Origin of the sequence: Bacillus sp. FSL M8-0266, from assembly GCF_038613425.1 — a bacterium.
In the GTDB taxonomy this organism is placed as follows: Bacteria; Bacillota; Bacilli; order Bacillales; family Bacillaceae; genus Bacillus; species Bacillus pumilus.
This window is the reverse complement of record NZ_CP152015.1, coordinates 2906682-2930057: the sequence shown is the minus strand read 5'-3', so window position 1 is coordinate 2930057 and position 23376 is coordinate 2906682. Positions and strand designations below refer to the sequence as shown.

Below are 23376 nucleotides of genomic sequence, written 5' to 3'. Positions count from 1 at the left end.
GATTTTTTCGTAATAGTAATACTTTAACGGGAAAATGTAAGTTTGTGAAGGAATGTACGTGCAAAATCACAAATTTGATTTTGCTGCCAGTTTACTTTGAAAGCATCTTGTCAATCCGTTTTAAGTGAGCCATAATAAATGTGAGCTTATGAGAAAGGATCTATTTATGAAAAATACATATTTGACTGGATATTTTCCGCTGATTTCGATTTTACTATTCAGCTCTGCTTTTTCGATTTTCACGGTAGGGATTACGACTGATTTCTTGACTCAAGCAGGTATTTTAAAAGGAATGCTGGAATTCTTCTCGGAACAGGGCATCCGGCTTGCTCTTTTTGCTGCTTTTGCACTTGTTTATTTTATGATTTTATCTGCCTTGAAACTGATTGCAGATACGGTGTTAGAGCTGGCGCTACTCTTTTTCGCGAAAGATCCTGAAGGAGAGAACTTAAAGAAAATTCGGATTGCATCCGTTGTTTATTTATTTGCCAGCTTGCTTGCATTTCTGCTGACGCAGCAGCTGATTCTGCTTGTCGGACTATTTGTTTTAGCAGGTCTTGTCTATTTTATCTGGGTTGTGGTCCGCATTTATCAATCGCTTTCCATGCTGAATTTAATTGGATTTATGATGTTTATTTTGCTGTTTTGGGCCACGTTTTTAATCGGCATTTTGTACTTATTTATTAAGCTTTATAATAGTGTTATGGCAAGTCTGCCTTCATAAACAGACAAAGAAAGCATCCTCCACTATCGGAGGATGCTTTTTTTATGATAGAAACCGTTTTTGAATATCCGGTGTAGGTATCATACAAGATGTTTTTTGACCGAACCATTTGTAGCGATTTTTCGCTATCCGCTCATAAAACCAATCACGGATAGGGCGCGGAATGGCAAGGAATAAATAACTCCATCTGTAGATCCCTTTTAAATGCCGCGTGGCTTTTAAGATGCCTGTCGATTTCGTATAAAGGGTGCCTTTTTCAATATAAATGAATGAATTAAACTCATCTAGAGGCAAACCGTTTTCTTTTAAAATGCGCTGCCCTGTCTCTGATTGTAATGAAGCAAACATCATTCGCTCATTTGGATCACGTTTAATCACAAACTGAACAGCGCCGCTGCACACGTTGCAGACACCATCAAATAAAATCAAATGGGGTGGATGTGTTGAATGCATTGCAATCAAACCTCCTGTTTATCTGGCGTATTGCATCGTATTCTTCCAAATACGTAAGTGCGGACTTGAGCTGTAAATAGATTCAACCGTTCCTCTATCTCTTCCAACCCATACACCCATTGTATATTGATCTGTCAGTCCAACAAACCAAATGTCTTTGTAGTCATTGGATGTCCCTGTTTTACCACCAATGTAAGGGGAACTGAAATTCGCTTTTTTCCCTGTTCCGCTTTTTACAACGGAGGCAAGCAGTTTACGCATGGTGTCATTTGTCCGCTGAGAATACACTTGCTTCGGTGACTCTTTCCACTTGTAAAGGGTTTTACCGTTTAAGTCTGTCACCTTTGTGATCGAATGATTTTGCGTGTAAGCACCTTGGTTGCCAAAGACGGTATACGCATCTGTTATTTCTAGCGGCGAGAAGCCCTTCGTAAATCCGCCAAGTGCAGAAGGCAGGCGATAATCATCCGCTACGATATGTTCGAATGAGAATTTCTCTAAGTAGCTAAATCCCTTTTTGACACCAACTGTATCCAGCATTCGGATCGCAGGTGTATTGTAAGAGTTCTTAAAGGCTGTTTCAAGTGTGACGGTTCCATACGTTTTATGATTATAGTTCTGCGGACAGTATCCGCTGCTACAAAACTTACCGGCACTAATTTTGCTTGAAGCTGTTGCACCGGTTTGGTCGATGTAAGGACCATAGTCTAAAAGCGGCTTAATCGCAGAACCAGGCTGTCTTTGCGCTTGATAGGCGTAGTTGAAATCAAACTTTTTATAGTTCTTCCCGCCAGCAAGTGCAACAATTTGATGTGTTTCATGATGAATGACCGCTGCTCCGCCTTCTACACCTTGGTAAGGTAGTTGCGCATTGAGCTGATAGACGGCTCGCTGCTGTAAGGAAGGATCAAGTGCCGTATAAATTTTGACACCATCCTGAAGCAGAGCACTAACCTTTTCAGATAATTCTTTTTGAATGGCTTTTTTTGCTCCATCTGTTTTGGCCTTCTTCAAGCGTTTTGTAAAGCCTTCCTGATCTGACACAAGATCGGTAAATTCCTCATTGGCATATGTCACATAGTCAGGGTAAAGGTTTTTCTTTTCACTCAAGGACAGGCTGATTTTTTGTTTGACGGCTTTTTTGTATTGCTTTTTGGTGATGACGCCGTCTTTCTTTAAAATACCTAGCAGTCGTTCTTGGCGTTTCTTTGTGTGTTTGAATTGCTTCAATGGGTCATACAGTGTTGGGTTGTTTGGAATCGCAGAGATAAATGCCATCTGTGCAAGCGTTAAAGAACTAAGCGGCTTATCAAAATAGTAATTAGCCGCAGAACCGACACCGTAAACACCATTACTGAAATAAATCGTATTTAGATAGCTTTCGAGAATTTCATCTTTCGAGAATTTCCGCTCTAATTCATAGGAATAGAGCAGCTCTGTAAACTTTCGGGTGAACGAACGTTCATGGCTTAAATATAAATTACGAGATAATTGCTGTGTGATCGTACTTGCGCCTTGGCTAATGCCATGGTTTTTCACATTTGAGGCAAGGGCACGAACAACTCCCATAAAGTCAATGCCTTTATGGTCATAAAAGTTACGGTCCTCTGAGCGGAGGAACAGCTCCTTCACATGATCAGGAATTTTATCATACGTGACGAACACTCGGTTTTCATCGTTTGATACGATCTCAGAGATGAGAGAACCATCCCGGTCATACATATAACTGTTTTGGGAAAAATCTATCTTTTCCAGCTTGATTTTTTGATCAAGCACTTCGTTCACAGGCTTCACACTTGCAGCTTCTTCCTTTGATAGATAAAAAGTCAGAACAAATAATGGAATGAGGGCAGCAAGTAATAACCAACCAATCATTGCACGAAACATGAGGTCACTCACTTTCTTCAATTTTCTAGCCATATCGTACCATTCTTTTGCGAATACGAGAAGGTTATTTTTAGAAAAGAATGGGCTTGAAGTCTAGTGAATAAGGCTTCTACACAAGAAAAAAGAGTATCTGATGTTGGATCAGACACTCCTCTCTTTTGCCTTGGACTGTGAGCGGACTGCCCATAAAAATAATGCGCCAAATAGAAAAATTCCGGCGGTGACATAAAAGACAGCTGGAATCCCGTAATGACTTGCCACAATGCCGCCAATCACCGGACCGACAACATTCCCAAGAAAGCGGAAGCTGACATTGTATCCAAGCACTTCCCCTTGCATAGAGGCAGGTGCTTTGATCCGAATATATGCCGTCGTACACGGAATAATCCCGCCAAGTGCCATCCCGTATAGAAAGCGGAAAAGTACTAACATCGCATAGGAATCCGCCATTGCTTGCGGGATGAATAAAATAGAGGAGAGGATGAGAAGGGCAAGCAGCACCTTGTCGTGACCAATTCGATCTCCGAGATCTCCCCATTTTCGTGTAAAGAGCAGGTTGCCAAGTCCAGTTGCAGAGAACGCAAGACCTGCATAAAATGCGAGATTAACAGGACCGTGTAAATCATGAATGTATAAAGCCAAAAGTGGCTGAATGCTAAAGTTCCCTACTTGTGTAATAAACGTTAAAAGCATCGTGACGACAAGCAAAGGCTGTTTGAAAATATGAACGAGCACATCCTTCCGTGAGTAAGAAACGCGCCTCGCTTCTTTTGAACGGATGGGATGTTCTTTCACTCCGAAAATAATCACAATTGCTGACGCATAAATGACAGCCGCTGTGAGGAAAAACGTATAAATAAATCCGACGCTGTCTGCCATGAATCCGCCCATTAATGGACCAAACAATCCTCCGGCAACATTACTCATCTGCATCGTACCAAGGGTTTTACCAGCAGTTGCCTTTTCCGTCTGTGCAGAGATGAGTGCCATTGAAGTCGAGATAAAGCCTGTGACAAGCCCCATGAAGAGCCGCAGGGCGAATAGCTGATAAACGGTTTGCACAAGCCCCATTAATAGAATACTTGTTGCAATCCCAATCCCGTTAATGAGCAAAATCTTTTTATAGCCATGCCGGTCTCCAATCCGTCCCCAAATCGGAGAAATCAGAAAGGCCGTTAAAAATGTGACGCCAAAGACATAGCCGCTCCATCTTTGGACAAATTCATTTGAATAACTGCTATCAAGAGATTCTATGTAAAGTGATAAAAAAGGGACGATCATTGTAATGCTGGCAGATACAAAAAAGTTCACAAACCACATGATGTATAAGTTTTTCTTCCTGTTTGTGATAGAGACCACCTTCTTTATTTATTTCGTGTTCCTTAATAATTATAAAGGAAAATAAACGATCTTTCATCTGATGGATAGGTTGGGCATAGTGAATCTGCATTATTTTCAAGAAAATGAAGTGATTTCAAGGTCCGTCTTAATATAATGGTATCAGAATGAAAAACTGACGAAAAAGTGAGGTGAGACTGGTGGAACAGAAGACGGTGCTTGTGGTCGATTTTGAATTTACGATGCCTGATGGAAAGTATCATCCGCAAAATTTTTTTCCTGAAATTATTGAAGCTGGGGTAGTGAAAGCGGCAAGTGAAACGATCATAGACACGTTCTCTAGCTACGTCAAACCGAAAAAGTTCCCGAAGCTGACGAAGCGCTGTAAATCGTTCCTCGGCATTACGCAGCAGGATGTAGAGAGCGGGATTTCCTTTGAGGCATTTATCGAGAAGCTTGTGTCGCTTGATGGGGGAGAGGATTGTGAGATTATTACATGGGGCAATATGGACATGAAAGTGCTGAAGCAAAACTGTATGCTCAATCACATTGCCTTTCCTTTTAAGGGGAAGCTGAGGGACCTTGCCTTTGAATATAAAACTTTTTTTGGTGATCGCACACTGACAGGGCTTCGGAAAGCGGCAAAGGAATACGGCAGTGAAGGAGCTGGTAAGCATCATAAGGCACTAGATGATGCCATGACGACTTATCAGCTGTTAACCCTTTTTGAAAAAGACAGAGCCTATGTGGAAAATCCGCAAACAACCAAAATTGGTGAGCTGATTGATTTCTCACACTTTTTTGATTCGGCTGATTAGCGGGCGTCTTCTGGAAAATAATCTTTTTCGAGAGAAGATAGGCATGCTCTTGATTTTTCAGCCCATTTTGAATCATCCGCATGGAGCGCTTGTTTTAATTTTTCTACAGCTTCTTTTAGTGATACTTGATAATCTGGTATAACGCCATCATAAGGCTTCACCATATGATGAGGGATATTCGTCTGTTCACGATAGGCCAAAGCCCGTCTTTCTTGGAAAAAAGGCACGTCTGCTTCTTTTGGGTGATGCAGGTCGCCTTGAGTGGGATGTGTCAGAACGGCTTTTACTTGAACGAGATAGGCCGATGGTTTCACTGCTGTCACTTCCCCAACGTAAACACCTGTTTTATAAAATCCTTTCACAACTTGTCCAATTTGAATGTCTGTCATGTGAAATTCCTCCATTTCCTTCTCGTAGGAAGGTATTTCATTTCTTTTAGCCAATATAGTGAAGTAAACGAGCAAAAGGGGGAATGGCGAATGCTGTCGTTCATCGCACTCTTTCTACTGTATTTTCCTGAAGATAAAAGGGAGTACATCCCAGCGGCAATCACCACGGTGATTTTCTTTATGGCTGCATTTATTTGCTTTCGTCTGATCGTTCGTGCGTCTAAGAAGCAGGAGCGGATAGATGAAAAAAAGACAAAAAAAATGGAGTGATCATTTTCTTCTTGTATCTTCAGGAAACTTCACGGTAACGGTTGTACCAGACTGAAGCGAGCTTTTGAAACGAATGGTTCCATGGTGATTTTCAATGATAGAAAATGTCACTGTCAGCCCAAGTCCAGTCCCTTTATTTTTCAAGGTGTAATAGGGTTCGCCAAGCTTTTTCATTTGGCTTTCTGTCATTCCTACACCGTTATCTACGAAATAAATGCATATTTTATGATTTTCTTTTGAAGCAAAAAGTTCAATTTTCCCTTCGTGTTCTGGGGCTGCTTCAATCGCATTTTTGATTAAATTAATCATGACTTGCTTGATCTTCGTTTCATCACCTTGAATGTATAAGTCTGGTTCAATGGATTGATGAATCGTGACCGATTTGAAATTCGCATAGGATGTCATCAGTGATGCACATTCCTCGAGTAATTTAGATAGGTTGAGAGATTCAATTTGATAATAATTTTGTTTCGCAATGTCAAGATAACTCGTAATAATATCCTGCGCCCTGTCTAACTCGGAAAGAACGAGATTTTTATAATCTTTATTGGTTGACGTCTCTTTTGTATTGTCACTAGAAAAGAGCAATTGGATAAAGCCTCTCACCACTGTCAGCGGATTGCGTACTTCATGGGCAACGCTTGCAGCGAGTTCACTTACAATGGTCAGCTTTTCTGATTGGACGAGCTGTGTTCTCATTTGCGCATTTTCTTTCACGAATTCAATGGAATAGATACTTAGCACGAGAAAGAATATGTAGTAAAGAGTTGAGAAAAATAACTCAAGTAACTTCTGCTGCATAATAAAGGCCGGGCTGTATTCCATTAAGCTGACCGCAAATAGTCCAATGTAAATAAAGAATCCTTTGGATAAACCGATAAGCACTCCATACATCAGCTTTTTCAGCTTCGAATATTGACGCCATTTCCGGTAGAACAGAAATGGGATGAAAAAGTAAATCGGTACGACAATGAGTCCAACCCATAAAAAAGAGCCATACATCACGAATTTGACCATGGAACTTATCAAGATGGCGACGATCCCAGCTGTGTAGCCTCCGTATAAAATGGCAAGTACAAGAGGGATGGATTGAAGGCCAGTCTGCAAGTCTAAAATCGAACCAACTGGATACATAATACATAGTGCTGAAGAGATGGATGCGAATACTGTGATGAGCAGTTTATTCGTTTTTGGGAAATGAGCAGGGGTCCGGCTTAGCCATAGCGCATGATATAAAAAGATTGGAAATAGAATAAAAGATACATGGAGCAGAAAATCCTTGAACATTTCCATTTAAATGCTCTCCTCGTAAATAATAGTAATTCCTCTCATTATATCATTTCATGTACAAAGTAGATATGATAAAAGGAGGGTTTTTTTCTTTAAAAAGAACACCCGTGAGGATGTTCTTTCGATCATATTGGTCTTAATTAGATGATTGCATAAACGCTTGATGAAGGCGTTTCAATCCTTCTTTGACTGTTGAAGCAGGACAGCCGAGATTCATCCGAATAAAGCCATCTCCTTCGAGTCCGTACACGTGACCAAGCTCTAGGATCACTTTGCCCCTTTTTAGCAAATTGCGTTTCAATTCCGCTTGACTGAATTGATAATCTCGAATGTCTAGCCACAATAAATAAGAAGCATCTGGTTTCATATAACGCATGTTTGGAAGATGTTCGTCCATATAGTCCATTGCCATTTTCATATTGTTTTCGAGATAAAGAACAAGTGCATCAAGCCACTCATCCCCATGGCGGTATGCTGCTTCCATCGCAGGGATCGCAAAAGCATTCAGTTTGGCCAGTCCGTTTCTTTGCATTTCATTGTTGAAAAGGGTTCTTTTTTCTTCATCGGAAATGATAATGGCAGATGCTTGGAGGCCAGCTAAATTAAATGTTTTACTTGGTGCAATGCACGTCACTGTGATATGTGCTATGTCGTCAGAAAGACTAGCAAATGGTACATGCTGCTTTCCGTATAGCATCAAATCAGAATGAATCTCATCTGAAACGACTGTGACACCGTGCTTGATACAGAGGTCTCCTACTCGCTTTAACTCTTCTTTTGACCACGCTCTTCCGGACGGATTATGCGGATGACAGAGGAACATGAGCTTCGCTTCTGGTCTGCTTAATTTTTTCTCTAAATCATCAAAATCCATGACATAGCGGTTGTTTTCTATTTTTAAAGGATTGGTTGAGACTGTTCGTCCATTTCGTTCAATCATTTGATAAAAAGGAGTATACACAGGGGACTGTATGACGACTTCGTCACTTGGTTCTGTATAGGCTTGGACTGCAAAACTAAGTGCCGTGACAATCCCAGGCGTGAAGGTGACAGCTTCTGTCTGGATCGACCATCCATGCCTTCTTTTGAGCCATTCAGCTACTGCCTGCTGCGTATCCTGATCTTGAAAAGCATAGCCAAATACACCGTGATCCAATCGCTTTTTTAATGCATCAAGGACGACCTGCGGCGCTTTAAAATCCATATCGGCTACCCACATTGGCAGCGCATCTGTTGTAAGGAATAAAGACTCTGCTTGATCCCATTTCACTGATTTTGAACCTTTACGTATGATCTGTTCGTCGAAATTCATGAAACCCACCTCTAGCCGTTTTTCAACCATTGTTGGTTGTGCTAAAATAAACATCACAAAATTTATTATAAGCGGTGATACCGATGAAAGATAGTCAAGCTGTAGAAGAGATGATTCAACTCATTAAGGCATGGGACCCTTTTCAATATGGGGAGGACTTTTATGAAACGGAGCCTGCTGACGTCATCAGTGCATTATACGACGCAGAAGACTCTTTATCTTTAGCAAAAGACATTCAAGCCATTTATCATCACTCATTTGAGCAGTTCCTGCCTTTTGAGAGCTGTCAACATATAGCGAATCAGCTTTTCGTCATACGAGACAGCAGCTCCTGCACACGCTAAGACAGGCTGAAATGTCCGATTTGATCAGACACAAAGACCGGATTTTCCTCAGGAACGAGGTGCCCGGTTTTTTTTAATGCGTGCAAGGTCGAGTTTGGCAGATCCTTGTGCAGCCTCTCTCCTATTTGGATGGGAACGATTCGATCTTCCTCACCCCAAATGAGCAGCACGGGTGTCTCCATTTTCTTTAGGACATCCGAGGTCAAATCCCCTTCCCGGTGCCGAATCAAGCGGAAAATCCCTCGGAAAATTTGATCATCAGAAAAAGGCTTTAAATATCCATCCACCATCTCTTGATCAATGATGGAATGATCATGCACAACAGCCGTTAAATTTTTCATGATGCCTTGCTTCAAGAGCTTTCTTTTAAGATAGAGATAAAAATAAGGAATATATGTGCTGTAAACAACTGATCTCTTTGATTTATTTAAATATCCTGAGCTGCACAAAAGGACCGCCTTTTCAAATAGGTCTGGCCGTTCAGATGCGGCATATAAAGCAATTTGGCCGCCCATCGAATGACCCACAAGGATCGCATGCTGAATCTGTAAGTAACCAGCTAGCTCGATAATGATCTTTGCCATGTTGCGATAGCTGTAAATAAACGTATTCGACTTCTCGGACTGTCCAAATGGCGGCAGATCGATCGCGATTAAATTGAAGTCTTGTTTCAGAAGCGGGATGAGCTTTCGATAGCTGAAGGTAGAAGAGAAAAGACCATGAATTAAGATCAATGTTTTCTTCCCCTGATTTGGATAGTGCTCGTAATAGATGTCTAAACCGAATTTACTTTTCATATAAGCTGGCTGAACAATGTCCATACTCATCACTCCGATACTTGATACTCTCTCTGTTAGGTGACTGTATTGTACCCTAAAAAGTGGATTTTAAGCTATGGTTAGCATCTTTTCCCTGCTTAGCATAATGGGAAAAACGTGCTATAATGTTCAGAAGATTTTTTAAAACTAGCTTTTTACAATCTGAGGTGTGAAATCAAATGAAACTAACAGAAAAAGAAACTGAAATATTAGAGATTTTAGATGAAAACAGCCGTGCCGATTTAAATACAATTGCAAAAATGGCAGGCGTGACAACAGAAGAAGCAGAAGCGATTATTCAAAAACTTGAAGATCAAAAAGTCATTATTGATTACTCAACCATGATTGACTGGCGTAAAGTAGATGGTCACGAAGGCGTCACAGCAATGATTGATGTCAAAGTGACACCAAAAAGAGGCGTCGGATTTGATGAAATTGCTGAACGTATTTACCGCTTTCAGGAAGTGGAGTCTGTCTATCTCATGTCAGGTGTTTACGATCTATCTGTTGTGATCCGCGGAAGATCTATGTCTGATATTGCCCGCTTCGTGTCTGAAAAATTATCGACACTTGATTCCGTTGTTTCAACAACTACCCACTTTATTTTGAAGAGATATAAACATGATGGGAAAGTGTTTGAAACAGGAGACGATGACAAAAGAATCGTGGTGTCACCTTAAATGAAAAAGTCTTATTTATCTGAAACGGTGCAAAGCATTCAGCCGTCAGGTATTCGGAAATTCTTTGATTTGGCAGCCACAATGGAAGGGGTCATTTCCCTTGGTGTTGGCGAGCCAGATTTCGTGACAGCTTGGAATGTCAGAGAAGCAAGTATTATGTCATTAGAACAAGGGCTTACCTCTTATACGGCGAATGCAGGGTTATTATCTTTGCGAAAAGAATTGAGCAACTATTTATATAAGCGGTTTTACATTGACTACAGTCCTGAAGAAGAACTGATTATCACAGTTGGCGGAAGCCAGGCACTTGATTTGGCGTTTCGTGCGATTTTAAACAGCGGGGATGAAGTGATCATTCCAGAGCCTTGTTTCGTAGCATATGGGGCCCTTACGACACTTGCGGGCGGAGTACCTGTTTATTTAAGTACATCGGCTGAAAAAGATTTCAAAGCAGATTCTGCGGATCTTCGCACGAAGCTGACGCCTAAGACAAAAGCGATCCTGCTTTGCTCACCATCAAATCCAACTGGCTCAGTCTATTCAAAGGAAGAGCTTGAAGATATTGCTCAATTTGCAAAAGAGCATGACCTTCTCATTATCACGGATGAGATTTACGCAGAGCTGACGTACGATGAAGCTTTTACAAGTGTGGCGGCAATTCAAGATATGAAGGAAAGAACGATCCTCATTTCAGGCTTTTCAAAAGGGTTTGCTATGACTGGCTGGCGCTTAGGATATGTGGCAGCACCACCTGTACTGCGCGATGCCATGCTGAAAATACACCAATATTCTATGATGTGCGCGCCCTCTATGGCACAATATGCAGCAGAAGAAGCCTTGAAAAATGGGCTTGAAGATGTAGAGAAAATGAAGAAAAGCTACAGAAGGCGGCGAAATTTGTTTGTCGGCTCTTTGAATGAACTAGGGCTCACATGTCACCAGCCAAACGGCGCATTTTACGCTTTCCCGTCCATTAAAACGACGGGCATGACGTCAGAACAATTTGCTGAGGAGCTGCTCATAAGTGAAAAAGTAGCCGTAGTCCCTGGTAATGTCTTCGGACCGAGTGGTGAAGGTCATATTCGTTGTTCATATGCTTCGTCTCTTGACCATCTTCAGGAATCACTTTCAAGAATCCAGCGCTTTTTGCAGGAACGACAAGTGAAAGAAGAAGCACCTGCCATCATCAAATAAAAAAAGGCATCAATCCATTAGGACTCATGCCTCTCAAATTAGGGGGGAATACTAGAAAGCATTCTTGTTTTCAGGTATTCCCCCTTTTGAACTGATCTAAACCCAATTAAAAAATATTTTGCGTAAAAGATCGTTCTGTGATATAGTTTTTAATTGCGTATAAACGAATATTAAAACATTTATTTAGGAGTTGTTATCATGGCGACAAAGTTTGAAGTAGGCAGTGTTTACACTGGTAAAGTAACAGGATTACAAGCGTATGGTGCGTTTGTTGCATTAGATGAAGAAACTCAAGGACTTGTGCATATTTCTGAAGTAACACATGGTTTCGTAAAAGACATCAACGAGCATCTTTCAATTGGTGACGAAGTTCAAGTGAAAGTTCTTTCTGTTGATGAAAAAGCTGGTAAAATCAGCCTTTCTATCCGTGCTACACAAGAAGCACCTGAAAGAAAAGAAAGCAAACCAAAGAAACAAAGACCACATCAAGTGAAAGAAGAAGCTGCTACACCACAAGGTTTCAATACGCTTAAAGATAAACTTGAAGAGTGGATTGAGCAGTCTAACCGTAAAGACTTAATCAAGAAATAAAAAAAGCACCGCTTCAAACGGTGCCTTTGGCTGCCTCGTATAGGCGGCCTTTTTTATGTCTTTTTGTTTAGCGAACCTCTGGATTCGGCTCGTCACGGCGAACAGCTTCTTCGCTTGGCTTGAACAATAGACCAAGGTTAACAAGACCTGCAATTCCAACAAGACCATAAATAATACGTGATAATGCAGAGCCTTGTCCGCCAAAGATCGCTGCTACTAAGTCAAATTGAAAAAAGCCGATTAGTCCCCAGTTAATAGCACCGATAATCGTGAGCACGAGGGCAATACGCTGAATAGCACTCATCGTGATTCCTCCTTTCGCTACAGCATCAATACATTTATATTTTGCAGATTTTTAGCCAAACTATGCGTAAGAAAATGGATTAAAGCAAATTACTTTACTTTTGGAATGATTGAGGCGCATAATGTAGCGCGAGGAGGAGATCAAATGGATCGATTTACTTATTGGAACCCAACGAAATTAATATTTGGAAAGGGAGAAGTTTCAGCCCTTTCAGATGAACTCAAACACTACGGAAAAAACGTATTACTTGTATATGGTGGAGGCAGTATTAAACGAAACGGCCTTTATGACCAAGTTGTCAGCATCCTAAAAGAATCAGGAGCTGCAATCACTGAACTTGCTGGTGTTGAGCCAAACCCGCGCTTAACAACGGTAAGAAAAGGGGTTGAGCTTTGCAAAGAGAACAACGTTGACTTTATTTTGGCAGTTGGTGGCGGCAGTGTTATTGATGCAACGAAAGCGATCGCAGCCGGAGCCAAGTACGATGGAGATGCTTGGGATATCGTGACGCGTAAGCATGTCCCAATGGAAGCAATTCCGTTCGGTACGGTGTTAACCCTTGCTGCAACAGGTTCTGAAATGAACTCTGGATCAGTGATCACAAACTGGGAAACAAATGAGAAATATGGCTGGGGAAGTCCAGCAGTTTTCCCTAAATTCTCTATTCTTGATCCAGTGAACACATTCACTGTACCAAAAAACCATACGATTTATGGCATGGTTGATATGATGTCTCACGTGTTCGAACAATATTTCCATCACACGGAAAATACACCTTACCAAGACCGGATGTGTGAAGGGCTTCTTCGTACAGTCATTGAAACAGCACCGAAGCTGATCAACGATCTAGAGAACTATGAGCTGCGTGAAACGATCTTATTCACTGGGACCATTGCGCTCAATGGTATGCTGTCAATGGGAGCACGCGGTGACTGGGCATCTCACAACATCGAGCATGCGGTATCTGCTGTCTATGATATCCCTCATGCAGGCGGACTTGCGATCTTGTTCCCGAACTGGATGAAGCATGTCATTCAGGAAAACCCAGGCCGCTTTAAACAATTAGCAGTACGCGTATTTGATGTGGATCCTGCGGGCAAAACAGACGAAGAAGTCGGCTTAGAAGGAATCGACAAATTGTCAGCTTTCTGGACAAGCCTTGGCGCACCGAACCGTTTAGCGGACTATGATATCAACGATGAGAAAATTGATTTAATCGCAGATCGTGCAATGGCACGCGGTGAATTTGGTCAATTTAAAAAGCTAAACAAAGAAGATGTTCTAGCTATTTTGAATGCTTCTTTATAATCAAACAATGAAAAGATAATTGCTTTCGAGCAGTTATCTTTTTTTGAGTTCGACGTGTACATATGTTAAAGTAGTCTTTCATGTTTTTGGATATATACGCTGTAAGGAGATGTATCAACAGATGGAAAATTTTATTTATTATAATCCAACGAAATTAATGTTTGGAAAAGGACAACTAGACGGACTAAAAAGCGAACTCGCTCGTTATGGAAAACGAGTGTTACTTGTATATGGTGGAGGCAGCATTAAGAAAAATGGTCTTTATGATAATGTGATCAGCGCGTTAAATGAAGCAGAAGCTGACGTATTTGAGTTGTCAGGTGTTGAACCAAACCCGCGCCTCACCACAGTGAAAAAAGGAATCGACATCTGCCAAAATGAAAAAATTGATTTCTTATTAGCTGTTGGCGGCGGCAGTGTGATCGACTGTACAAAAGCGATTGCAGCCGGAGCGGAATATGACGGAGATGTGTGGGACATTATCTCAAAGAAAACAACCGCTCAAAAAGCATTGCCGTTTGGCACAGTGCTCACACTTGCGGCAACTGGTTCAGAAATGAATCCAGACTCTGTCATCACAAACTGGGAAACAAATGAAAAATATGTGTGGGGCAGTTCAGTCACTCATCCTGCTTTTTCAATTTTAGACCCTGAGCATACTTATTCAGTGCCAGAAAACCAGACGGTGTACGGCATGGTCGATATGATGAGCCACGTCTTCGAACAATACTTCCATAATGTCAAAAACACGCCTTTACAGGATCGAATGTGTTTTGCTGTTCTTCAAACAGTCATCGAGACAGCACCAAAACTGCTTGAAGACTTACAAAACTATGAGCACCGTGAAACGATCCTTTACGCAGGAACGATCGCTTTAAATGGCACGCTGCAAATGGGTTACTTTGGCGACTGGGCGTCCCATACGATTGAGCATGCAGTATCGGCTGTCTATGACATTCCGCATGCAGGCGGACTTGCGATCCTCTTCCCAAATTGGATGCGTCATACACTCGATCACAATGTGGAGCGCTTTAAAAATCTCATGCTGAACATGTTTGACATCGAGACAGAAGGAAAATCTGATCGTGATATCGCATTAGAAGGTATCGACAAGCTGTCAACATTCTGGACAAGCCTCGGTGCACCAAGCCGTCTAGCCGATTATGACATTGGTGAAGATCAGCTGGACAAAATTGCCGACATTGCGGCGAAAGAAATGGAATACGGTGGTTTTGGTAACTTTATGAAACTTGGTCGTGATGACATTCTTTCTATTTTGAAAGCTTCTTTATAATCCTGCTTGCCGTTTCTCTCTATGAGAAACGGCTTTTTGCTATCGGAGTGACGATCACTTGATTTCAATAGCTAGTTCCGCTAAAGTGAAAGGGACAGAACTAACGTAATGGAGGGCTTACAAGCGATGACACATATTCAATTTGACTACTCAAAAGCGTTACCTTTCTTTCAAGAACATGAGCTTACATATTTAAAAGATTTTGTGAAGGTGGCCCATCATAATATTCATGAACAAACGGGTACAGGCAGTGATTATTTAGGCTGGGTTGACTTGCCGAAGCAATATGATCGCGAAGAATTTGCCCGCATTAAAAAAAGTGCAGATAAAATTAAGTCAGACTCTGATGTCTTGCTTGTTGTCGGAATCGGCGGTTCGTATCTCGGCGCACGTGCGGCGATTGAATTTTTGAACCACTCTTTCTATAACACGCTACCAAAAGGCAAACGCAAGACGCCGCAAATCATCTTTATTGGAAACAACATCAGTTCTTCTTATTTAACAGATGTGATGGATCTATTGGTAGACGCAGATTTCTCTATTAACGTCATTTCAAAATCTGGTACAACAACAGAGCCAGCGATTGCGTTCCGCATCTTTAAAAAGCTCCTCATTGAAAAATACGGTGCCGAAGAAGCGAAAAAACGTATTTATGCAACAACTGATAAGGCACGCGGTGCATTGAAGACATTAGCAACAGAAGAAGGCTACGAATCATTTATCATCCCTGATGATGTAGGTGGACGCTATTCAGTCTTAACAGCAGTAGGTCTATTGCCAATCGCTGTGAGCGGTGCAGACATTGATCAGATGATGGAAGGTGCGGCAAAAGCAAGCGAAGACTTCGCTTCATCTGAGCTTTCTGAGAATGCGGCATACCAATATGCTGTCGTCCGTAATGTCCTTTACAATAAAGGCAGAACGATTGAAATGCTGATTAACTATGAGCCAGGACTGCAATACTTTGCAGAATGGTGGAAACAATTATTCGGTGAAAGTGAAGGGAAAGATGAAAAAGGAATCTATCCTTCATCTGCGAACTTCTCAACAGATCTTCATTCACTTGGTCAATATGTTCAAGAAGGAAGAAGAGACTTGTTTGAAACAATCGTTAATGTAGACAAGCCTCGTCATGAGCTTGTCATCGAAGCAGAAGAACAAGACCTTGATGGCTTGAACTATCTAGCAGGAAAAACGGTTGATTTTGTTAATAAAAAAGCATTTGAAGGAACGATGCTTGCTCATACAGATGGAAAAGTACCGAATCTGATCGTCACAATTCCTGAGATGGATGCTTATACATTCGGATATCTCGTTTACTTCTTTGAGAAAGCATGCGCGATGTCTGGATATCTACTAGGCGTCAATCCATTCGACCAGCCTGGCGTAGAAGCTTATAAAGTGAATATGTTTGCTTTATTAGGAAAACCAGGCTTCGAAGAGAAAAAAGCCGAACTTGAAAGCCGACTGAAACAATCATAAGAATGAAAAGCACACCTTTGAAGGGTGTGCCTTTTTTATTTTCTCACGGTTCCTGTGCAAGCCTCCTTACGCTCTGTACATAGAATAATGAGTAGAGGAGGGTGAAACATGAGAACGAATCATATTTACATTCACGATATTTCTGGCCAGGCAATCGTCAACTTTGGCAATGTCGGACGCATTTGTCCTATGAGTGCTACGAAGGAAACATCAGGTTCCGTCAGTGCGAACGAGACGAATCAATCATCCAATCAAAACTTATTTGATGCCACTTTTTCAAACAATGTACAAATCACGAGAGATAGATGTATGAATTCTTCTCTTTAACGAAACCTATTAGACAAAAGGAGGGTTTCGTATGATTCATGTACCATCCAGGCTGCCTGGTGAAAGCTTTTCACTTTACCATTTAGAAGAGACGATGAAGCCGCTCGGTTATGTTATTAATGGTAACTGGGATTACGATCACGGATACTTTGATTATAAAATTGATAATCGTGATGGCTATACTTTTCTCAGAGTTCCTTTTACAGCCGAAAAGGGCCAGCTGGATCAGCCAGGCGTTGTGGTGAAACTGGGAGATCCATTTCTCTTAAAGCATGTCTATCAAGATAAGTTAGATGATCATGCGATGGTTGGAAATGTGGGAGCATCCTTTAACCAATTCCAAGAACCAAAAGAGAAAGATGGAGATGTATCAAAAGCTTATATTGAGATTGGCTTTTCGCTCGTCAAGGAATTAGAAGACGCACTGCTTTAAAGGCTGATTAGTTCATCCTCTGGATGAAGCTCATAATCAAAGGGAGGATTCATCATGGGTCCTTCTTTTTTTTGTACACCGACAATGATCACATGATGCTCTAAAAAATGATGGAGCGCTGTTAAGAATGTTTCTCCGGCTAACGAAGCTGGAACCGGTATGATGGTGATCTGTTTATGCAAGGTCATATGTCGTTTTTTCTTTAACGCTTTGAACTGTTCCTTTAAAAGAAAATGCTCGACCATTAAATGATTGACTGCATCAGAGGTATGAATGACTTGATTGGCGCCAGCCCGCTCGGCATTTTTCACGTAACGATCTGTTAAAATTTCAATTAAACAGTATAGAGAAGGGTTTAATCCTTTTGCTGCAAGTAATGTTAAAACACTCTGCATATCAGCTGTCACTTCATTCTCGTGCTGATCTGCGGTAATCATCAGTGCATCTGCACCTGAAATATTGGCTTTGCGAAGTGTGCCATCTTCTGTGCCATGTCCTTTAATAAAATGGACATTCTCTAAAAGCGGCCCTTCCTTCAAGGAGTCATCAATCAGCACAATCGGCATAGCTGGATCAATTGTTTGAAACGACTGAAGCAGTTTGTTCGTTTTCTCATTCCAGCCGACGATAATGAGATGTCCTTTTCCTTTAAAGGCGACCTTTCCTTCTACATAATGGTGCTGCTTGCTGAACACAGCGGCGGCAAGTGTGGCGAAATAAGCTGTGACAAAGCTTGCCCCGATCAGAATCAGCGCCATACCTGCGATTTGTCCGGGCATGGTTTGCGGCACAAAATCACCGTAGCCGACCGTCGCGACTGTAATGAGGGCCCACCAGATCCCATCAAAGATCGTATGATACTGCTTCGGTTCAAGTAAAACGATTAATTGTCCAAAAAAAAGAAGCAAGAAACAGATGATGATGGCAATTCGAAGATACAGTGGCCACCTTAGCCAAGCGATAAAGATACGATTTGATTTCATTGGACACTTCCTTTCAGGAAACTGCTAATGTCAGTATGCCCGATTGAGGAAACATTTTTTCATCTTCGTCATGTAGATCCCATATCTTAAAATAAGAGAGAAGAAGGAGGGAATGCGAATGTCGTTCGTTCAAAAGACCGTACTTCTTTTTATCGGCGCTCACTTTTTATCATCAGCTATGATCTTACTTGTGTTTGACTTAAATGCGGTGAATCATTTTATGAATGATTTTTCATGGCTGCACTTTTTTCAAAACCTATACGGAACGGTGACCTTTTATACAGCATGCTTAGGTGTGTTCTTCTTTTTCATTGGCGTGGTGATCCCCCTTAAAAAGACCTAGTGCTTTTTTCTGTACACGTTACATAAAAGTCATTAAAATTGTAAATAAATATATAAAATAAAAAGGAAGCTGATGAGCATGCTGTTTTTTTATTTTTTAACTTTTGCCGCATTGGGATTATCATTTTGGGCACAATTTAAAGTAAAGAATAATTTTGAAAAGTATTCAAAGGTTGAAGCATCCAGTATGAAAACAGGTGCGGAAACCGCTCGACATATTTTAGATCGCAACGGGTTATACGACGTGCCTGTTGAACCGGTAAGAGGAACTTTGACTGATCATTACGACCCGACGCAGCGTGTGGTTCGCTTATCTGAACCTGTGTACTACGGCCATTCCATTTCGGCCATTTCAGTCGCATCACACGAGGTTGGACATGCCTTGCAGCATCAGGAATCCTATGGTGCGCTTGTCTTGAGACATAAGATCTTTCCTGTCGTGAACTTTGCATCTGGTGTTGCCCCGCTTCTTTTCCTTGGTGGAATCTTACTTGGCAGCCTTAACTTAATCGGGCTTGGGATCATTTTGTTCTCAGCGGCTGTGTTCTTTCAGCTTGTGACATTGCCTGTCGAGTTTAATGCAAGTTCTCGTGCGAAAGATATCATTGTTTCAGAAGGAATCATTAGAAGCAGTGAAGAAAGAGGCGTGAACAAGGTGTTAAATGCTGCCGCTCTTACGTACGTCGCAGCAGCCCTTGTCTCCTTGTTTGAATTGCTCCGTTTTGTAATGATCTTCCTAAATGGCCGTAATGATTAATTGATGCCAGAGGAGGTGAGCCCTTACCATTGTTAGGTAAGGGTTTTTTTGTATATTTTAAACGTATTTTTAGTCATATTACTCATTGCTGCGACAGCATTTTTTGTTGTCACTGAATTTGCGATTGTGAAAATTAGAGGCTCTAAAATCAATCAACTGATTGAGAGCGGAGATAAGAGAGCCATTCACGTACAAAAGCTTATATCAAATCTCGACGAATATTTATCCGCCTGTCAACTCGGCATTACCATTACCGCTTTAGGCTTAGGGTGGCTGGGCGAGCCGACGGTGGAGCATTTTCTGCATCCACTGTTTGAGGATTTGGGGCTTCATTCCGCATTAACCGACATCCTATCGTTTATCATCGCATTTGTGATCATTACGTTTTTACATGTCGTTGTGGGAGAACTGGCGCCTAAAACGATTGCCATTCAAAAGGCAGAGGCGGTCAGCCTTGTGACAGCAAAGCCACTCATCTTTTTCTATAAAGTCATGTACCCGTTTATTAAAGCATTAAATGGATCTGCGCGAGGCATTGTGAAATTATTCGGTTTTCATTCTGTCAAAGAACATGAAGTGGCGATCAGTGAGGAAGAATTGCGTCTCATTTTATCTGAAAGCTATGAAAAGGGTGAGATTAACCAATCTGAGTACAAATATGTGAATAAAATTTTTGAATTTGATAACCGAGTGGCGAGAGAGATCATGATTCCTCGTACAGAAATTTCAGCCATAGAGATTGAACAGACGCTTGAAGACGTGACACATTATATGCTGAACGAAAGATACACACGCTACCCCGTCATTAAAGAAGACAAAGATCATGTGATTGGTGTCATCAATAGCAAAGATGTGTTTAAGGCGAGTTTCCTGAATCAAGATGTGACGATTGCAGACTTAATGCGTCCTGTGATACGAGTGATTGAAAGTACGCCTGTTCAAGAATTGCTCATTTTGATGCAAAAGGAACGAATTCATATGTCAGTGCTCGTAGACGAATATGGAGGAACAGCCGGGCTTGTTACAGTAGAGGACATATTAGAGGAAATCGTGGGCGAAATTCGTGATGAATATGATCAAGATGAAACACCTCATATCGTCAAAAAAGGTGACTTCCACTATGTAATGGATGGGAAAGCCTTGATTGATGAAGTGAATGATTTATTGGATTTAGCCATTGAGAATGATGATGTTGATACAATTGCTGGCTGGATGATGACACATAAATTTGATATTGAGATTGGAGATACGATTGAAGCAGAAGGCTGTGAATTTACCATCATAGATGCGGAAGACCATCATATTCGGACCATTGACATCAAAAAGGTCCACTTTTCCTAAAAACCTCGTAACACTTGACGAGGTTTTTTTACTTGGTAAACTTTAGGTGGGAGAATACCTTCCACCGATAAACAGTGATTGATTTCACATAAAAAGGGTATGGTTTTATAGAAATAACAAAAGGGAGCCGCTCATATGAAAAAAATCAATGTACAAACAGACAGACGCGATGAGATGATCGACGTGACGAACGAGGTCCATCAATATATTAAGGAAACAGGTATTCAAAACGGAACCGTCATCGTCTACTGTCCTCATACGACAGCAGGGATGACCATTAATGAAAATGCGGACCCAGATGTGAAACGAGATATGCTCCGCCGGCTTGACGAAGTCTTTCCGTGGGAACATTCGAAGGACCGCCATATGGAAGGAAATACAGCCGCACATATGAAAGCGAGCTATATGGGTGCCTCGCAGCATGTTCTCATCCATCATGGTGATCTTGTCCTTGGCACGTGGCAGGGAATCTATTTCTGTGAGTTTGACGGACCGAGACATCGCCATTTTTATATACAGGTGTCATCAAACGAGTAAGAGATGGGGGACATAAATGGGGGATATCACGAAATTACTGCAAATCAAATATGGGATGATCCAAGCACCAATGGCAGGAGGTGCCGTGACACCGCAGCTGGCAGCCGCTGTTTCGCAATGCGGGGGACTTGGCAGTTTGGCAAGTGGATATGTGCAGCCTGACCATTTGAGGCAGCAGATCAAACAGGTCAAACAGCTGACAACGGGCCTGTTTCAGGTCAATGTATTTGTACCAGAGCCAATTTCTGAAGTCAAAAAAGAGGATGTGGCTTTTTGGGAGAAGAGATTGCCAGCAAGACCAGTAGCTGATAGTCTGCCGAGCGAAGAGGAATTGTGGCATGATTTTGAACAGAAAATCAACATTCTTTTGGAAGAAGACGTACCGGTCGTTTCCTTTACCTTCTCTTGTCCAAATGAACAAACGATACATCGCTTAAAACAAAAGGGGATCTTTTTGATCGGAACCGCCACAACAAAAGAGGAAGCACTGCTTTTAGAGGAAAAAGGGATGGATGCCATTGTTCTGCAAGGAAGTGAAGCAGGGGGTCACCGAGGTACCTTTTTACCTGCAAAAGGAGATGCCCTGATGGGACTCTTTAGCCTGATCTCTGATGTCAAGACGCTCTGTCATGTGCCATTGATCGCCGCAGGCGGGATTACAGATCGAACAGGTGTGGCAGCCGCTCTAGCGCTTGGAGCGGATGCGGTGCAAATCGGCACACGATTTTTAGCCAGTCAGGAAAGTGCTGCGGCAGACGTATACAAAAAGGCGATTTTACAGGCAGAAAGCAGTGAAACAAAGATCACAAGGCTGTTTTCTGGAAAAAGAGCAAGAGGTATTGTGAATCAGTGGATGGAGGAAGAAAGACAGAATGAAGATAGGGTTCTTCCTTATCCGGTTCAGCATGTATGGACGACACCGATGCGAAAAGCAGCAGCTGCTGCGGGAAACCCTGATCAAATGGCTCTTTGGGCGGGACAGGGCGTCGGTCGTATTCACTCGATTTTAACCGTTGAGGAGATCATGCATGAACTGACGCACATATAAAATCATGTTGGGTGGTGTGAAAGGGTGGACATTTTAAAACATTCATACCGAAAAAAGGACAAATTGAATTTTGGTTTGATGAATTTCCGCACTCTCCTGCCATCCTTACGCCCATTCGTCATTACTATTTTGTTCGTTATGTAAAATGGAGCCGGCACGATCCGCCGGTCACAAGAAAAGACTTAGAAAAAATGGAGCTCCTTGCGAACACGATGCTTGGCACGCTGCAAGATTATCGAAAGCGCAAGGCATACAAAAGCGCAAGGCATACAAAAGCCCCTTGTCATAACCACTAGACAAGAGGCTTTTTTTAGCTGCCAAACATTTGCCTGAGATAAATCACATCCATCCGAGTAGTCTGCGGCAATAGATAAGCAGATTGAACAGCACCTGGCCGCCTTCTCTTATTCAATTTATCGATAATTTCTGCCGCTGTTAAAATCCCAAGTCCATGTCCGTAATATTGATCTTCACCTAAGTAAATCACATTTTCCCCGCGCCACTGTGACTGCTGATAGCTAAACTCTGGATTCTCAAAATATAAGCAATCCCCATAGATAAAGTCATTCCCGCGCTCTGTATAAATCGACAATGTATCATAATGCCAGTCATACAGGGTTAGACTGCGAAGCCTTCGGTTAAACTTCTCGTCTCCTACCGTTTGCAAGACGCCCATATAAAACACGATGACAATGGCGGTGGCACATTCAAATGCATATTGTGAGCCATTTTCAAAAATGTCTTTAATGCCTCTAGATGGTTCGACTTGATAGCGCAGCTCTAATGCCCCTGCTTCAGATACGCGCCAAAAGGCGTCATTTGCACGAGACCTTTGAAAGATGGCAAATGAGGCACCACTTTTATGCAAATCTCTTGCAGCATTCATAATGTTCGATCTCAATGTGACCTCAAATAACAAATCAGATGCTTGCCTGTAGCGGAACGTATCATTTGAGGCTTGTAACTGCATCAAAATGATCCGCTTTTGTCCTTCTAGCTGAAATGAAGCCAGCTGCTCATTTGTCACTGGCTGTCCTGAAAGGATAATCATATGAAAAGCGCCCCCTTTTGTATTAGCGTATGCAGGGTGCTTGGGCAATGAATCAATTTGT

General features: G+C 41.8%; 27 protein-coding genes and 1 pseudogene. 18 read left to right on the top strand and 10 right to left on the bottom strand.

Annotated elements, in window-relative coordinates:
• The first annotated feature begins 166 nt into the window (after window positions 1-166).
• Window positions 167-724 (top strand): YufK family protein, encoded by a 558-nt coding sequence (locus MKY83_RS15210; RefSeq protein WP_044140810.1) that lies wholly within the window; start codon window positions 167-169, stop codon window positions 722-724.
• A 42-nt stretch (window positions 725-766) separates the two neighbouring features.
• Here MKY83_RS15210 and MKY83_RS15205 read toward each other — a convergent pair whose 3' ends face one another.
• The 3 genes from MKY83_RS15205 to MKY83_RS15195 all read right to left on the bottom strand — a co-directional run bounded on the left by MKY83_RS15205 (window position 767) and on the right by MKY83_RS15195 (window position 4384).
• Window positions 767-1177, bottom strand: coding sequence for a thiol-disulfide oxidoreductase DCC family protein (locus MKY83_RS15205; RefSeq protein ID WP_106067615.1), 411 nt, complete (start codon window positions 1175-1177; stop codon window positions 767-769).
• An 18-nt stretch (window positions 1178-1195) separates the two neighbouring features.
• Window positions 1196-3097, bottom strand: coding sequence for a transglycosylase domain-containing protein (locus MKY83_RS15200; protein WP_342487449.1), 1902 nt, complete (start codon window positions 3095-3097; stop codon window positions 1196-1198).
• Between the two features lie 108 nt (window positions 3098-3205).
• The gene (locus tag MKY83_RS15195) at window positions 3206-4384 is read right to left on the bottom strand and encodes an MFS transporter (protein ID WP_044140807.1); all 1179 of its coding nucleotides are present in this window, start codon (window positions 4382-4384) and stop codon (window positions 3206-3208) included.
• A gap of 218 nt (window positions 4385-4602) precedes the next feature.
• Between MKY83_RS15195 and kapD the strand changes: the two genes are divergently transcribed.
• Entirely contained in the window at window positions 4603-5220 is a 618-nt protein-coding gene (gene kapD, locus MKY83_RS15190) for a 3'-5' exonuclease KapD (RefSeq protein ID WP_003213730.1), read from the top strand.
• On the opposite strand, the gene MKY83_RS15185 is transcribed toward kapD, so the two are convergent.
• The gene (locus MKY83_RS15185) at window positions 5217-5609 is read right to left on the bottom strand and encodes a kinase-associated lipoprotein B (protein WP_044140805.1); all 393 of its coding nucleotides are present in this window, start codon (window positions 5607-5609) and stop codon (window positions 5217-5219) included. The genes kapD and MKY83_RS15185 overlap by 4 nt on opposite strands.
• Before the next feature lie 90 nt (window positions 5610-5699).
• On the opposite strand from MKY83_RS15185, the gene MKY83_RS15180 reads away from it, so the two are divergent.
• Window positions 5700-5879: a hypothetical protein gene (locus tag MKY83_RS15180; protein ID WP_044140804.1), complete on the top strand. Its 180-nt coding sequence runs from the start codon at window positions 5700-5702 to the stop codon at window positions 5877-5879.
• Here MKY83_RS15180 and MKY83_RS15175 read toward each other — a convergent pair whose 3' ends face one another.
• Window positions 5880-7172, bottom strand: a complete 1293-nt coding sequence (locus MKY83_RS15175) for a sensor histidine kinase (RefSeq protein WP_044140803.1) — start codon at window positions 7170-7172, stop codon at window positions 5880-5882.
• 133 nt (window positions 7173-7305) lie between these two features.
• Window positions 7306-8481: a MalY/PatB family protein gene (locus tag MKY83_RS15170; protein ID WP_106067617.1), complete on the bottom strand. Its 1176-nt coding sequence runs from the start codon at window positions 8479-8481 to the stop codon at window positions 7306-7308.
• An 83-nt stretch (window positions 8482-8564) separates the two neighbouring features.
• Here MKY83_RS15170 and MKY83_RS15165 point away from each other — a divergent pair, with 83 nt between their 5' ends.
• The gene (locus tag MKY83_RS15165) at window positions 8565-8825 is read left to right on the top strand and encodes a YugE family protein (protein ID WP_065099065.1); all 261 of its coding nucleotides are present in this window, start codon (window positions 8565-8567) and stop codon (window positions 8823-8825) included.
• Here the strand turns inward: MKY83_RS15165 and MKY83_RS15160 are convergent.
• Window positions 8822-9646 carry an alpha/beta hydrolase gene (locus MKY83_RS15160; RefSeq protein ID WP_050944033.1) on the bottom strand — a complete coding sequence of 275 codons (825 nt, stop codon included), beginning with the start codon at window positions 9644-9646 and terminating at the stop codon, window positions 8822-8824. The two genes, MKY83_RS15165 and MKY83_RS15160, sit on opposite strands and share 4 nt — an antisense overlap.
• Before the next feature lie 176 nt (window positions 9647-9822).
• Here MKY83_RS15160 and MKY83_RS15155 point away from each other — a divergent pair, with 176 nt between their 5' ends.
• From MKY83_RS15155 to yugI, 3 genes are all read left to right on the top strand, one after another.
• A complete protein-coding gene (locus MKY83_RS15155; RefSeq protein ID WP_003213765.1) occupies window positions 9823-10323 on the top strand; it encodes an Lrp/AsnC family transcriptional regulator in 501 nt (166 codons plus the stop codon).
• Window positions 10324-11517 (top strand): aminotransferase, encoded by a 1194-nt coding sequence (locus MKY83_RS15150; RefSeq protein WP_065099063.1) that lies wholly within the window; start codon window positions 10324-10326, stop codon window positions 11515-11517.
• 198 nt (window positions 11518-11715) lie between these two features.
• A complete protein-coding gene (gene yugI, locus MKY83_RS15145; protein ID WP_106067618.1) occupies window positions 11716-12108 on the top strand; it encodes a S1 domain-containing post-transcriptional regulator GSP13 in 393 nt (130 codons plus the stop codon).
• Between the two features lie 67 nt (window positions 12109-12175).
• Here the strand turns inward: yugI and MKY83_RS15140 are convergent, their stop codons facing one another.
• The gene (locus MKY83_RS15140; protein ID WP_003212952.1) at window positions 12176-12412 is read right to left on the bottom strand and encodes a DUF378 domain-containing protein; all 237 of its coding nucleotides are present in this window, start codon (window positions 12410-12412) and stop codon (window positions 12176-12178) included.
• 144 nt (window positions 12413-12556) lie between these two features.
• Here MKY83_RS15140 and MKY83_RS15135 point away from each other — a divergent pair, with 144 nt between their 5' ends.
• From MKY83_RS15135 to MKY83_RS15115, 5 genes are all read left to right on the top strand, one after another.
• Complete coding sequence (locus MKY83_RS15135; protein WP_106067619.1) at window positions 12557-13720, top strand: iron-containing alcohol dehydrogenase; 1164 nt, start codon at window positions 12557-12559, stop codon at window positions 13718-13720.
• A gap of 121 nt (window positions 13721-13841) precedes the next feature.
• On the top strand, window positions 13842-15014 hold the full coding sequence (locus MKY83_RS15130) for an iron-containing alcohol dehydrogenase (RefSeq protein WP_065099061.1): 1173 nt from the start codon (window positions 13842-13844) through the stop codon (window positions 15012-15014).
• Between the two features lie 126 nt (window positions 15015-15140).
• Window positions 15141-16496, top strand: a complete 1356-nt coding sequence (locus tag MKY83_RS15125) for a glucose-6-phosphate isomerase (RefSeq protein WP_342487448.1) — start codon at window positions 15141-15143, stop codon at window positions 16494-16496.
• Between the two features lie 108 nt (window positions 16497-16604).
• A complete protein-coding gene (locus tag MKY83_RS15120) occupies window positions 16605-16823 on the top strand; it encodes a spore germination protein (protein WP_106067620.1) in 219 nt (72 codons plus the stop codon).
• 31 nt (window positions 16824-16854) lie between these two features.
• Complete coding sequence (locus MKY83_RS15115; protein ID WP_342487447.1) at window positions 16855-17256, top strand: YugN-like family protein; 402 nt, start codon at window positions 16855-16857, stop codon at window positions 17254-17256.
• Here the strand turns inward: MKY83_RS15115 and MKY83_RS15110 are convergent.
• Window positions 17253-18239, bottom strand: a complete 987-nt coding sequence (locus tag MKY83_RS15110; RefSeq protein WP_003213017.1) for a potassium channel family protein — start codon at window positions 18237-18239, stop codon at window positions 17253-17255. The two genes, MKY83_RS15115 and MKY83_RS15110, sit on opposite strands and share 4 nt — an antisense overlap.
• 118 nt (window positions 18240-18357) lie before the next feature.
• On the opposite strand from MKY83_RS15110, the gene MKY83_RS15105 reads away from it, so the two are divergent.
• The 6 genes and pseudogenes from MKY83_RS15105 to MKY83_RS15080 all read left to right on the top strand — a co-directional run bounded on the left by MKY83_RS15105 (window position 18358) and on the right by MKY83_RS15080 (window position 22560).
• Window positions 18358-18582: a hypothetical protein gene (locus MKY83_RS15105; protein ID WP_003213467.1), complete on the top strand. Its 225-nt coding sequence runs from the start codon at window positions 18358-18360 to the stop codon at window positions 18580-18582.
• Window positions 18583-18663: 81 nt separating this feature from the next.
• Window positions 18664-19338, top strand: a complete 675-nt coding sequence (locus MKY83_RS15100) for a zinc metallopeptidase (RefSeq protein ID WP_041816317.1) — start codon at window positions 18664-18666, stop codon at window positions 19336-19338.
• A gap of 48 nt (window positions 19339-19386) precedes the next feature.
• Window positions 19387-20679 carry a hemolysin family protein gene (locus tag MKY83_RS15095; RefSeq protein WP_106067621.1) on the top strand — a complete coding sequence of 431 codons (1293 nt, stop codon included), beginning with the start codon at window positions 19387-19389 and terminating at the stop codon, window positions 20677-20679.
• A gap of 135 nt (window positions 20680-20814) precedes the next feature.
• On the top strand, window positions 20815-21216 hold the full coding sequence (locus MKY83_RS15090) for a secondary thiamine-phosphate synthase enzyme YjbQ (protein WP_065099057.1): 402 nt from the start codon (window positions 20815-20817) through the stop codon (window positions 21214-21216).
• A gap of 16 nt (window positions 21217-21232) precedes the next feature.
• On the top strand, window positions 21233-22264 hold the full coding sequence (locus MKY83_RS15085; protein WP_342487446.1) for a nitronate monooxygenase: 1032 nt from the start codon (window positions 21233-21235) through the stop codon (window positions 22262-22264).
• A 24-nt stretch (window positions 22265-22288) separates the two neighbouring features.
• A pseudogene (locus MKY83_RS15080) lies at window positions 22289-22560 on the top strand (hypothetical protein).
• A 14-nt stretch (window positions 22561-22574) separates the two neighbouring features.
• Here MKY83_RS15080 and MKY83_RS15075 read toward each other — a convergent pair.
• Entirely contained in the window at window positions 22575-23315 is a 741-nt protein-coding gene (locus MKY83_RS15075; RefSeq protein ID WP_044140789.1) for a protein-glutamine gamma-glutamyltransferase, read from the bottom strand.
• Window positions 23316-23376 lie beyond the last annotated feature (61 nt).